The following is a 12,590-nucleotide window of genomic DNA, read 5'->3' on the forward strand; positions in this document are numbered from 1 at the left end:
CCGATGGTCATTTGACAACCGTTCCCACCCGAGAGCCGCAGCCATGACCGCATCCGACCGCACCGCCCAGACCGCCAAGCGCGAGCGCATCATCCAGGAGATGGCCGACGATCTCGACGAGGAACTGGAGATGGAGCTGGATGATGCCCGTCTCGACGAACTGCTCGACGAGACCGACACACTGAGCCCGACGGTCGATCGCAGGCTCTATTTCCGGGAGCTGCTCCGCCTCCAGGGCGAACTGGTCAAGCTCCAGGACTGGGTGCAGACCGAGAAGAAGAAGGTCGTGGTGCTGTTCGAGGGCCGCGATTCCGCCGGCAAGGGCGGCGTGATCAAGCGCATCACGCAGCGTCTCAATCCGCGCGTCTGCCGCGTCGCCGCGCTGCCCGCGCCGAGCGAGCGCGAGCGGTCGCAATGGTACTTCCAGCGCTACGTGGCGCACCTGCCCGCCGGCGGCGAGATCGTGCTGTTCGACCGCAGCTGGTACAACCGCGCCGGCGTCGAGCGCGTGATGGGCTTCTGCACCGAGGAGCAATACCAGGAGTTCTTCAAGACCGTGCCGGAGTTCGAGCGGATGCTGATCCGCTCCGGCATCATCCTGGTCAAGTACTGGTTCTCGATCACCGACGACGAGCAGCAGTTCCGCTTCACCATGCGCATCAAGGATCCGCTCAAGCAGTGGAAGCTGAGCCCGATGGACGTCGAGGCGCGCAGCCGCTGGGAGGCCTACACCAAGGCCAAGGAGACGATGCTGGAGTACACCACCTACAGGACTCGCCCTGGTGGATCGTCGATGCCGTCGACAAGAAGCGCGCCCGGCTCAACTGCATCTCGCATCTCTTGACCCAGATCCCCTACCAGGAGGTCGCGCACGTCCCGGTGGTGCTGCCGGCGCGCGTGCGCAACCCCGACTACCACCGCGGCCCGGTCCCGCCGGAGATGTACGTGCCGGCGAAGTATTGAGGGAGGTCTCGTAGGGTGGGTTAGCCGGGCAGATGCGCGAAGCGCATCTGATCGGCGTAACCCACCTCTTCTGTCACCGCGGCAAGAAAAGTGGTGGGTTACGCCATGCGGACTGCGCTTCGCGCAGCCGCAAGGCTAACCCACCCTACGAAGCTTACGGCACCATCATCGCCACGGCTGCACGATGATCTTGGTGTGGACTTCCGGATTGGCGAGATCGGCAAACGCCTTTGCGACGCCGTCGATGCCGACTTCGGCCGTGACCATCGCCGCGGCATCCACCTGCCCTTCCGCGATCAGGCGCAGTGAGGCCGCGAACTCCTCCGGCGTGTAACCAAGCACGTATTGGACGTTCAGCTCCTTCATGATGCCGAGCATGGGCTCGCTTCTGTCGCTCTCCATGCAGACGCCGACCACGACGATGCGCGCATCGCGCGGAGCGCCTTCGAACACCTGCTGCAACAGGCCGGGCACTCCGACGCATTCGAAGATGATCGCTGGTTTCAGCGCCGGCAGCATGGCCTGGAACGGCGGCCGCGCCGCCTTCTCCGCGTTCGACATCTGCGCATGCTCGGCCCAGGTCGTATAGGGCTGCGACACCCTGGGATCGACGACGACGTCGGCACCGAGCTTTGCCGCGAGCGCGCGCCGCGCCGGCGAATAGTCGGCGGCAACGATCGGATGCAGGCCCCGGATCTTCAGCGCCGCGATCACCGCGAGCCCGACCGGCCCGCAGCCGATCACCAGCGGCACCTCGCCGCCGCTTATGTTGGCTTTGGCCACGGCGTGAACGCCGACCGCAAGCGGCTCCGTCAGCGCGGCGTGTTCCGGCGCAAGACCATTGGGCACCTCGAGCAACAACGGCTCGCTCAGCAGCATCGCTTCCGCATAGCCGCCGACGAATTCATTGGAATAACCGATGCCCTTGATGCCCTCCGGCGTCAGCAGCGCGGGCAGCGAGCAGACATGCGTCCCCGGCTGGAGCCGACGTTCAGTGCCCGGGCCGTAATCGACGATCTCGCAGCAGAACTCGTGACCAAACACGACATCGCGCGACAAATCCATCGGCGTGCGTCCGGTCTTCTTCGCCATCTCCACCATGCGGGGAGCGTGCTGGCGGGCATGCAGGTCGGAGCCGCAGATGCCGCAGGCGAGCGTCCTGACCAGAACCTGGCCGGGACCGGGCCTCGGATCCGCCATCTGGCCAACGACAATCTCACCATCCCTGAAAATCGCGGCGCGCATCCGGCTCCTCCCGTGTTGTTGGAGCCGTTGATAGCACGAAGCGGCAGGCGCGTATTGTGTCAGGCGTTCGGGGAGCGCTCTTCCAGCACCAGGAGCTGGGCGCGGCGGACGCGCTCGCGATGGGCGATGTAGAGCCCGCTGGCGACGATGAAGGCCGCGCCGACGATGGTCCAGATGCTCGGCACCTCGCCGAAGATGAAGAAGCCGAGAATGCTGACCCACAACAATTGCGAGTAGGAGAACGGCGCCAGCACCGAGGCATCGCCGTAGCGATAGGCCAGCACGACGATCCACTGGCCCGCGGTCGAGGCGACGCCGATGAAGATGCCGAGCGCGATCGCGGTCCAGGACGGCGTCACCCAGACGAACGGCACGATTGCGGTGAGGATCGCAAGGCCGGTCAGCGAGGAATAGGCCATGGTGGTGACGACGGCCTCGCGGCCGCTCATCATCCGCGTCAGGATCAGCGTGCCGGCCCAGCAGGCCGCCGAGACGACGGGGAAGAACGCCGCCGGATGAAACGCGCTGGTGCCCGGGCGCAGGATGATCAGCACGCCGACGAGGCCGAGCGCGGTGGCGAACCAGCGGCGCATGCCGACCTTCTCGCCGAGGAAGACGATCGAGAGCGCAGTGACGAACAGCGGCGCGACGAAGCCTGTGGCCGACGCCTCCGCGATCGGGAGGAAGCCGAGGCCGGTGATGAAGAACAGCGAGGAGCCGAGCAGCACCGCGCCGCGCATCACGTGCAATCCGAGACGATCGGTACGCATCGCGTAATACGGCGAGGACCGCAGCATCACCGGCGTGAAGATCAGCGCGAAGGTGAGAAAGCGGATCCAGGTGATCTCGATCGACGGCAGGCTGGTCGAGAGATATTTCGCGGCGGTGTCGGAGCAGCCGAGGAATACCGTCGACAGCAGGATCAGTGCGATGCCCTTGAAGGGATGATCGACGCGCGCGGGCGCGCGGCGACCAACATGCTTCTTCTCGGGCATAGGCACGGAAATACTATCGAGCCTTGCGGCTGCGGCTGGCGGCGGGGTCACGGCTGGAACTCGGGAAAAATGCGAATCGAGTGCGCTTGTAAAAAACGACAAATGTGCCGCTTTCACAACTTCCGAAAACAGGATGCCGATATGCGCTGATCGCCGCGCGCGTCAATACTCCATTAATAATGGGCGTTTGTGCACTACAGCATGGGCAGGCTGCGCGGCTTCGGACCGCGCGGAAACGCCGCATCGAGCGCCGAAATCTCCTCTTTCGTCAGCACGAGATTACCAGCCGCCGCATTCTCGCCGGCGTGTTCCGCGGACGAGGCCTTCGGAATCGCGAACACCGTAGTCGCACGGGTGAGGAAGCTCAGCGCGACCTGACGCGGTGTCGCACGACGCGCCTCCGCGATGCGCGCGAGCACGGCGCCGCCCTTGCTGTTGCTCGCCGGGAAATCATCGTGGCCGAACGGCGAATAAGCGACGACGGCAACGCCATGCTGCTCGCACCACGGAATCACTGCATGCTCGATGGCGCGTTCCTTCAGATGATAGAGCACCTGATTGCAGGCGATCCGCCCTTCGCCCGAGACATCGAGAATCTCGTCGAGATCATCGGCATCGAAATTCGAGACGCCCCAGGATTTGATCTTGCCCGATGTCACCAGATCCTCGAACGCGGCGACGGTGTCTTCGAGCGGATAGGACCCGCGCCAGTGCAAGAGATAACAGTCGAGCCGATCGGTCTTGAGCCGCTTCAGCGAGCGCTCGCACGCCGTGATGGTTCCACGGCGCGAGGCGTTGCTCGGCAGCACCTTAGAGACGAGGAAGACTTCATCGCGGCGGCCCGCGATCGCATCCGCAATGACGAGCTCGGCATCGCCATACATCTCGGCGGTGTCGATGTGGGTCATGCCGAGATCGAGCCCACGCTGAAGCGCCGCGATCGCGCGCTTGCGGTCGCCATGGTCGAGATACCAGGTGCCCTGCCCGATGACGGAGACGTTGGCGTTGGTTTTGCCGAAGGGTTTTGTGTTCATGTTTATTCCTTCAGATGCTCTAGAGACCGCCGATATCCGCCACCAGAACGCTGCCGGTCGCAGACTCCGTGATATAGAGTCGATCCCTGTTTTCGCCACCGATGGCGACATTGGTGCAGTTCGGGCCTGCGCACGACTTGATCCGCGCGATCAGCTCCCCGTTCGGCGCGAACACGAAGACGTGTCCGAGCGAGGCATGGCCGACGAACAGGCGCCCCTTCGCATCCATGGTCATGCCGTCAGGACCGCTGGTGCCGAACAGCGCGCAGAAGCGGCCGACTTTCGACACGCTGCCGTCGTTCATGAACGGCAGCCGCCACACCGCGTTGTCGCGCGTCATCGCAACGAACAGCACCGTCTCGGTTGGATCGAGCACGAGACCGTTCGGGCTGATGCCGGTGTCGAGCAGGCAATCAAGCCGGCCGCTCGGTGCCAGCCGATAGACGCGGCCGCTCGGATCGTGCAGGCCGGTCTGGCCCTGATCGGTGAAATAGATGTCGCCGTTGGAGGCGAGATGCAGATCGTTGCAGCCGCGGAACGACTCCGAATTGCGCGCGGTCAGGATCGACTTGATGCGCCCGGCCTTCGCATCGAGCTCCATGATGCCATGCATGTAGTCGGCGACAAGAATGCGGCCGTCGGCTGCGATCTTCAGCCCGTTCGGCCAGCCCTCATATTCGATCACGAGCGACCATTCGCCGTCCGGCGCGATACGGAAGATGCGGCCGAAGGGAATGTCGACGATGTAGAGATTACCGTCCGTGTCGAACGACGGGCCTTCGATGAAGGAGTCCGTCGGCACACCCGGCCGATTGGCGTCAGCCCAATCGGTCCGCTCGCCGTTGCGGCGGAATTTGTCGGGCATCGCGGAGAACAGCCTGGTCTCGATCAGGCGCGGCGGCGTTTCCAGGTACATCATTGTTGTTATGGTTGTTGAGGGGGAGCGCGCGGCAGCATAGGCGACAATCGACGTCGCGTCGATTAGGCGGAGTGCATGGCTGCGTCCCCACCTCTCTCGTGTCCCGGACGCGCTGCAGCGTGAAACGCTGCTGCGCAGAGCCGGGACCCAGAAAAGCCAAACACTCCGCTGTTGGATGGGCCCCGGCTCTGCAGCGCACCGTCGAAGGGACGCTGCGCTGCGTCCGGGGCACGAGACCATGGTTTTGGCACGCCTGCATCAACACGGTCATTGCGAGCGCAGCGAAGCAATCCAGAATCCCGTCGCGGAAAGACTCTGGATTGCTTCGCTACGCTCGCAATGACGATGGAAAGAGCCGGACCTACCCCGCCGCGCTCGCGACCTTTGCCTGCTTCGCCGGCACGACCTCCGTCGTCGCGATCAGGCGCTTCAGCTCGGGGATGCACGAGCCGCAATTGGTGCCGGCATTGAGCTTGGCGCCGATTTCGGCGGCGGTGCGTGCGCCGCCAGCGATGGTGTCGCAGATGGTGCCGCGGCCGACGCCGAAGCAGGCGCAGACGATCGGGCCGGTCGAAGCGGCGCCCTCGCTGGACTTGCCCGACAGCAGCATGCGCCGCTGATCGTCGGTGACGTGGTCGGCCACGAACAGGCTCTTCACCACCTCCCAGTCGCCGGCGTCATGTGCGGGGCCGACGAACAGGCAGGTCTCGATGCGGTCGCCTGCAAACGAGGCGGCACGATAAACGCCGCCGCCGAAATCGCGGTACTCGGCAACGTCCTCACCGGCAACACCATCGAGCCAGGCCGGCCAGCGCGCGAGGTCCGCATTGTCGGCAAAGAGGGAGCCGAAGCCGCCGGCCACCGTGACGCGGGTCCACAACAGGTTCTGCGGCAGGTCGAGCGGCTTGCGCGACAGCGCGAAGCCGCGGAAGACGAATTCATAGGGCGCGATCGCGGCCGGCGTGGCTTTGGATTCCGGCTGCCCCGAGAACGGATCGGTGAAGGACTGCACCAGCGCGCCGACGCGGCCGTGCGAGGCATTCATCGCGCTCCAGTGGATCGGCACGAACAGGGTGCCGCGCTGCTGCCCTTCGCTGACGACGGCCTTCAGGATGCACTGCCCGTAATCGGTGGTGATGCGGGCAAAGCTGTCGTGGGCGATGCCGTATTTGCCGGCGTCATCGGGATGAATCTCGACGAACGGCTCGGGCAGATGCGCACCCAGCCGTTGGCTGAGGCCGGTGCGCGTCATGGTGTGCCACTGGTCGCGGATGCGCCCGGTGTTGAGCCTAAGGGGACGCGACGGACCGGTCTCACCGCGCAGCGTCGGCACCTCCGGCGCAATGAAGCGGCCCTTGCCGTCATTGGTGAAGAAGCCGCCTTGCGCAAAGAAACGTTCGCCAGGCGTCCCGCCTTCGCGCACCGGCCACTGCACCGGATTCAACGCGTCGAACGCGTCATCCGACAGCGTGGTCAGCGCGCCGATGTCGAAATCGCGGCTGCCGTCATTCTCGAAAGCGGAGAGCGCGGCATGCTCGCGGAAAATGTCAGCCGCGGATTTGTAGTTAAAGCTGTCGCCGAAGCCGAGGCGCTTTGCGGTTTCGCTCAGGATCCACCAATCGGGGCGCGCCTCGCCCGGAGCCGGCAGGAACGAACGCTGGCGTGAGATGCGCCGCTCGGAATTGGTCACCGTGCCCGACTTCTCGCCCCAGGCGAGCGCCGGCAGCAGCACGTGCGGGCCGGCCTCGACGGTGTCGTTGGAGAGCACGTTCTCGGACACCACGAACAATTCGAGCTTCTTCAGCGCCTCGCGCACGAAGTCGGCATCGGGCAGCGACACCGCGGGATTGGTGCCCATCACCCAGAGAGCCTTGACCTCGCCGCGGTTGATGGCCTCGAACAGCTGCACCGCCTTCAGCCCCTCATGGGTGGCGATGCGCGGCGCCTTCCAGAATCGCCTGACACGGTCGATGTCGGGCGGCGTAAAGCCCATATGCGCGGCGAGCATGTTGGCGAGGCCGCCGACCTCGCGGCCGCCCATCGCGTTGGGCTGGCCGGTGAGCGAGAACGGCGAGGCACCGGGCTTGCCGATGCGGCCCGTCGCGAGATGGCAGTTCAGAATCGCATTGACCTTGTCGGTGCCCTGCGCCGACTGGTTCACCCCTTGCGAATAGAGCGTGACGACCTTCTCAGTGTCGCGGAACATCTTGAAGAAGGTGGCGACGTCCTGCTCGGAGAGGCCCGTGGCAAGCGCGGTCGCAGTCACGCTGCCGGCGATGTTGCGCGCGCGCGCCAGCGCGTCATCGAAACCGCTGGTATTCTGCGCGATGTAGTCCCGGTCCAGCGCGCCATTGTCGGCGAGATGCACGAACAGGCCGGAGAACAGCGCGGTGTCGGTGCCGGGCTTGAGACCGAGGAACAGATCGACGTCGCTGGCGGTATCGGTGCGGCGCGGATCGATCACGATCATGCGCGCGCCGCGCTCCCCACGGTTCTTCAGCATGCGCTGGAACAGCACGGGATGGCACCAGGCCGCGTTAGAGCCCACGAAGACCAAGAGATCGGCCTGGTCGAGATCCTCGTAACAGCCGGGCACGGTGTCGGCGCCGAAGGCGCGGCGATGGCCGGCGACCGAGGACGACATGCAGAGCCGCGAATTGGTGTCGACGTTCGCCGTGCCGACAAAGCCCTTCATCAGCTTGTTGGCGACGTAATAGTCCTCGGTGAGGAGCTGGCCGGAGAGATAGAACGCGACCGCATCGGCGCCATCGCGGGCCACGATGTGCTGCATGCGGTGGGCGACGTGGTCGAGCGCATCGCTCCAGGCGACGCGCTCCAGCACGCCCTTGCAGCGGATCATGGGATAGAGCAGCCGGCTCTCGAGCCCCACGGTCTCGCCGAGCGCCGAGCCCTTCGAGCACAGCCGGCCGAAATTGGCGGGATGGTCAGGATCGCCCGCGATCGCCGCACCGCCCTTGCCATCGGGTGTCGCCAGCACGCCGCAGCCGACGCCGCAATAGGGGCATGTCGTTTTGGTGGTGCGGAGGTTTGGGTCGATCGCCGTCATATCAAGCCGCTTTCGAAGGCTGCACGAGCGCGCGGCCGAACATCATGTCGGTGCGGATCGCCGCGACCTTGTCGCGATTGCGGATCAGCTCGAGATACCAGAGCGCATCGACGGTATCGCCGATCAGCACCGCGCCGGTCAGCCGGCCGTCGGCGATGACAAGCTTCTTGTAGGTGCCGCGCCTGCGGTCCGACAGCACGAGGCTCTCGCTGCCCTCCCCGCCCATGAAGTCGCCGGCGGAGAACACGCTCACGCCGGAGACTTTCAGATTGGTCGAGACCACGCTGCCCTGATAGGCGGCGGGCCGGCCGGCGAGATGCCGCGCCAGCACGCGCGCCTGCTCATAAGCGGGCTCGACCAGGCCATAGCAGGTGCCGCGATGCTCGGCGCATTCGCCGAGCGCGAAAATGTCGGACGAGGAGGTCTGCATCACATCGTTGACGACGACGCCGCGATTAACCGCGATCCCCGCCTCTTTCGCCAGCGCGACGTTGGGCTTGATGCCGGCGGCGAAGATCACCGCATCGGCCTCGATGCGGCTGCCGTCGGCAAGCTCGACGGCCTCGACCTGGCCGTCGCCATGGATGCACTTCGTGCTGGCATTGAGCAGGACGCGGATGCCCTTGCGCTCGACCAGCGTCTTGAGCAGGTCGGCCGCGGGCGCATCGAGCTGACGCTCCATCAGCCGATCCATCAGATGCAGCAGCGTCACCGGCGCGCCGGCCTTGGCGAGGCCGTAGGCGGCCTCCAAGCCGAGCAGCCCGCCGCCGACCACGACGACGCGCTTCTTCGCCGCCGCCAGCGTCAGCAGCAGGTCGACATCGCGCGTGTCGCGAAACGTGTGCACGCCGGCGAGATCGGCGCCGGGCACATTCAGCCGCAGCGGTGTCGATCCCGTGGCGAGCACGAGCTTGGAATATTCCATGCTCTCTTCGCCCGCGATCTTGAGCTCGCGGCGGCCGGTGTCGATCTCGGTGACGCGATAGCCGTAGCGCACCGTGACGCCGCGATGGCGCCACCAGTCGGCCGGCCTGAGCTCGATCTCGTGCGAGCCGGTCTCGCCGGCCAGCACGGAAGAGAGCAGCACGCGATTGTAAGCGAGCCGCGGCTCTTCGCCGATCACGGCGACCGCGTAGCGGCCGAGCGCGGTCTTGGCGAGCTCGTCGACCAGACGCGCGGCCGCCATACCGTTACCGACGATGACCAGCGGTTCACTCACAAGGCATCTCCTATTCGGCGGCCTGCGCTTGTGCGCCGTAGGCCTCGGACATCATGTAGCCGGACAGCACGCCGTAGGCGTCGGTCCAGGCGGCAGCGAGTTCGGGCGTCCAGGCTTCGCCAAGGCCCTTCTCCAGGGTCCACAGCAAGGTCGCACCGACCACGGGGTAGTGCTCGGCCTTGGCGCCATAGGCGACGTGGCGCTTGGCGAGCGCCGAGGCCGCGGGAAGGATCGTCTCCAGGTTCGACAGGCCGCCGACCACGGCGGCGAGCATGCCCATCAGCTTCTTGCGCTGCTCGGTCATGTCCTCGGGAAACATCGCGCGCACCGGCGGCGCCACCTCGAACAGGCGATCGTAGAACAGCACAGCGGCCTGCTCCGAGATCGGCGCGACCTTGGCGAAGCTCTGCTGAATGAGGGTAATCTGTTCGGGCGTCATGATGTTCTCCTGTCTGTTTCGGTCTGCCTTTGTCCGCGCCGTTGCGGACAAGGTTCATGGGTCAAACGTCATCAGAGAGTCTTCTCCCCGCGTACGGGGAGAAGCGAGATTCGTACCAAGTCTTATTTTTTGAGCATGATCTGGTCGGAAAACCGCTTCACACTTTTCCGGATCATGCTCAGACACGCGCTTCGGCGAGGCCTGCCGCGCCTTCGCCCTGCGGGCTGCGACGCAGATAGAACCACCAGGTCAAAGCCAGGCACGAGGCGTAGAAGCCGAGATAGATCGCGAGCGCGAGCTGCGGACCGCCGGTCAGGGCGATCGACTTGCCGAAGCCGCTCGGGATCAGATAGCCGCCGACGGCACCGATCGCGCCGATGAAGCCCACCGCCGCACCGCTCTCGATGCTCGCCGTCTTCAGGGCGGCGCTACGTGCCGCATCGCCCTTGCCGCGCACCTTGAACAGGTTCTGCTCACGGAAGATCGAGGGGATCATGCGGTAGGTCGAGCCGTTGCCGATGCCCGTCGTCACGAACAGGATCAGGAACATCGACAGGAAGCCGATGAAGTCCTTGTGCCCGACGAAGTAGAGCGCACCGACCGTCGCCGCCGCCATCGCGATGAAATTCCAGAAGGTGATGACCGAGCCGCCGATCCGGTCGGCGAGCCAGCCGCCGAACGGGCGCGACAGCGAGCCGACCAGGGGGCCGAGGAAGGCGATCGAGATCGTCACCGACGGAAACTGCGTCTTGAGCAGCAGCGGGAACGCCGCGGAGTAGCCGATGAAGGATCCGAACGTGCCGATGTAGAGGTACGCCATGATCCAGGTGTGCTTGCGCTTGACCACCGCGAGCTGGTTCCTGATCGACGACTTGGCCGTGGTCAGGTTGTTCATGAAGAACACCGCGCCGAACACCGCGATCGCGATCGGCAGCACCCACATCAGACCGGCATTCTGCAGGAAGATGCCGTCGACCGGGCTTGCCTGGAACAGGTTGATGACGGCGAGCGTCATCAGGATCGGGGTCAGAAGCTGCACGCTGGAGACGCCGATATTGCCGCCGGCGGCATTGAGGCCGAGCGCCCACCCCTTCATCCGGTCGGGGAAGAAGAAGGAGATGTTGGTCATGCTGGAGGCAAAATTGCCGCCGCCGAGACCGGCCGTCGAGGCGACCAGCAGCATCAGCCAGAACGGCGTGTCGGGCTGGCTGACGAAATAGGCCAGCGACAGCGTCGGGATGAACAGGATCGCCGCGCTGAAGATGGTCCAGTTGCGGCCGCCGAAGGTCGTGACCGCGAATGTATAAGGAAAGCGCATGAAGGCGCCGATCAGCCCCGGCACCGCGACGAGCTGGAACAGCTGGTCGGTGGTGTAGTGGAAGCCCGCCTGCGGCAGCTTGGTGGTGACGATGCTCCAGATCAGCCACACCGAGAAGCCGATATGTTCGGCGACGATCGACCAGATCAGGTTACGCCGGGCGATGGTCTTGCCGCCCGCATTCCAGAACGCCTCATCTTCGGGGCGCCAGTCAGAAATCCAAGTCTGACTTAGAGTCGAATTCTTGGTCATACATTATCCCTTCCAGGCTCACCGCTGCGTCGTTGCAGGCTCAGCCTCCGCGTGGAGGCGCGCTCCGAGGCTTCACCCCGGTGGCGAGTTCACGATGCTGATTGATGATGTTGAGGGACGTCGTCGTTGGCGTCGCGCAAGTACACTTCAATTTCCGTGCCAGTTGCGCGCATGCTGGAAATACAGGGATTTCAGCACGTTATTCGCATCGCCCGAAATTTTTGCAGGGCTTTTTCGCTCGCAAAATTTGCGATCCGCTCAATCCTTGTGCGGCGCACAAGGATTGAGCGTGATGTCGATTATTTAGGCGCGAACGTTTCGCGCATTAAACTTTGGTTTACGCGGCCTCAACGAAACGATGACGCTCGTAGAGGAATTCGAGCACGCGCTGCCGGCACTTCAGATACGTGGTGTTGGTCGCGAGCTCGAGCCGCTTGCGGGGACGCGCCAGCGGCACCTCCAGCACCTCACCGATGCGAGCGCTCGGCCCGTTGGTCATCATCACGATGCGGTCGGACAACAGCACGGCCTCGTCCACGTCGTGGGTGATCATCAGGATCGTGTTGCCGAGCTTCTGATGCAGCGCCATCACCGAGTCCTGCAGATGCGCGCGGGTCAACGCATCAAGGGCGCCGAAGGGCTCATCCAGCAGCAGCACCTTCGGCTCCATCGCCAGCGCCCGCGCGATGCCGACGCGCTGCTTCATGCCGCCGGAGATTTCCGAGGGACGCTTGTCCCTGGCATGGGCCATCTGCACCAGGTTGAGATTGTGCATCACCCAGGCGTCGCGCTCGGCCCTCGTCTTGGTCCTGGCGAACACCTTGTCGACGCCGAGCCTGACGTTCTCGTAGACGGTGAGCCACGGCAGCAGGCTGTGGTTCTGGAACACCACCGCACGATCGGGCCCCGGCGAGTTGACCTCGCGGTTCTCCAGCAGCACGCCGCCGGTGGTGGCGGTCGTGAGCCCGGCGATGATGTTGAGCAGGGTCGACTTGCCGCAGCCGGAATGACCGATGATCGAGACGTACTGGCCTTTCTCGATGGTCAGGTTGATGTCCTTCAGCACCTCGGTCGTCGCAGCGCCGCGGGTGAAGATCTTGTCGATGTGGTCGAGCTTCAGATAGGCGGTCATGTGTCCC

9 protein-coding genes and 1 pseudogene are annotated in these 12,590 nt (G+C 64.8%); 1 reads left to right on the forward strand and 9 read right to left on the reverse strand.

Annotation, left to right across the window (positions count from 1 at the left end; all coding sequences use genetic code 11):
- The first annotated feature begins 43 nt into the window (after positions 1-43).
- Positions 44-963 (forward strand): annotated as a pseudogene (gene ppk2 / locus N2603_RS31935) (polyphosphate kinase 2).
- 165 nt (positions 964-1,128) lie between these two features.
- Here ppk2 and N2603_RS31940 read toward each other — a convergent pair.
- From N2603_RS31940 to N2603_RS31980, 9 genes are all read right to left on the reverse strand, one after another.
- Positions 1,129-2,208 carry a zinc-binding dehydrogenase gene (locus N2603_RS31940; RefSeq protein ID WP_260385259.1) on the reverse strand — a complete coding sequence of 360 codons (1,080 nt, stop codon included), beginning with the start codon at positions 2,206-2,208 and terminating at the stop codon, positions 1,129-1,131.
- A gap of 59 nt (positions 2,209-2,267) precedes the next feature.
- Entirely contained in the window at positions 2,268-3,209 is a 942-nt protein-coding gene (locus N2603_RS31945) for a DMT family transporter (protein ID WP_260424310.1), read from the reverse strand.
- 188 nt (positions 3,210-3,397) lie between these two features.
- Positions 3,398-4,237, reverse strand: a complete 840-nt coding sequence (locus N2603_RS31950; protein WP_260385260.1) for an aldo/keto reductase — start codon at positions 4,235-4,237, stop codon at positions 3,398-3,400.
- A gap of 19 nt (positions 4,238-4,256) precedes the next feature.
- Positions 4,257-5,153 (reverse strand): SMP-30/gluconolactonase/LRE family protein, encoded by an 897-nt coding sequence (locus N2603_RS31955; RefSeq protein ID WP_260424311.1) that lies wholly within the window; start codon positions 5,151-5,153, stop codon positions 4,257-4,259.
- 364 nt (positions 5,154-5,517) lie between these two features.
- Entirely contained in the window at positions 5,518-8,223 is a 2,706-nt protein-coding gene (locus tag N2603_RS31960) for a nitrate reductase (protein WP_260385261.1), read from the reverse strand.
- 1 nt (position 8,224) lies between these two features.
- Positions 8,225-9,442 carry an NAD(P)/FAD-dependent oxidoreductase gene (locus N2603_RS31965; protein ID WP_260385262.1) on the reverse strand — a complete coding sequence of 406 codons (1,218 nt, stop codon included), beginning with the start codon at positions 9,440-9,442 and terminating at the stop codon, positions 8,225-8,227.
- 10 nt (positions 9,443-9,452) lie between these two features.
- Positions 9,453-9,881 carry a globin family protein gene (locus N2603_RS31970; RefSeq protein WP_026312849.1) on the reverse strand — a complete coding sequence of 143 codons (429 nt, stop codon included), beginning with the start codon at positions 9,879-9,881 and terminating at the stop codon, positions 9,453-9,455.
- Between the two features lie 178 nt (positions 9,882-10,059).
- Entirely contained in the window at positions 10,060-11,451 is a 1,392-nt protein-coding gene (locus N2603_RS31975; RefSeq protein ID WP_260385263.1) for an MFS transporter, read from the reverse strand.
- Between the two features lie 337 nt (positions 11,452-11,788).
- A complete protein-coding gene (locus N2603_RS31980; RefSeq protein ID WP_018648209.1) occupies positions 11,789-12,583 on the reverse strand; it encodes an ABC transporter ATP-binding protein in 795 nt (264 codons plus the stop codon).
- Positions 12,584-12,590: the final 7 nt, after the last annotated feature.

This window comes from Bradyrhizobium huanghuaihaiense (assembly GCF_025200885.1).
In the GTDB taxonomy this organism is placed as follows: Bacteria; Pseudomonadota; Alphaproteobacteria; order Rhizobiales; family Xanthobacteraceae; genus Bradyrhizobium; species Bradyrhizobium huanghuaihaiense.

Excerpts from the sequence above, each read along its gene's own strand:
- N2603_RS31960 (WP_260385261.1), bottom strand. The coding sequence starts at position 8,223 with ATGACGGCGATCGACCCAAACCTCCGCACCACCAAAACGACATGCCCC.
- N2603_RS31940 (WP_260385259.1), bottom strand. The coding sequence starts at position 2,208 with ATGCGCGCCGCGATTTTCAGGGATGGTGAGATTGTCGTTGGCCAGATG.
- N2603_RS31980 (WP_018648209.1), bottom strand. The coding sequence starts at position 12,583 with ATGACCGCCTATCTGAAGCTCGACCACATCGACAAGATCTTCACCCGC.
- N2603_RS31970 (WP_026312849.1), bottom strand. The coding sequence starts at position 9,881 with ATGACGCCCGAACAGATTACCCTCATTCAGCAGAGCTTCGCCAAGGTC.
- N2603_RS31955 (WP_260424311.1), bottom strand. The coding sequence starts at position 5,153 with ATGTACCTGGAAACGCCGCCGCGCCTGATCGAGACCAGGCTGTTCTCC.
- N2603_RS31950 (WP_260385260.1), bottom strand. The coding sequence starts at position 4,237 with ATGAACACAAAACCCTTCGGCAAAACCAACGCCAACGTCTCCGTCATC.
- N2603_RS31975 (WP_260385263.1), bottom strand. The coding sequence starts at position 11,451 with ATGACCAAGAATTCGACTCTAAGTCAGACTTGGATTTCTGACTGGCGC.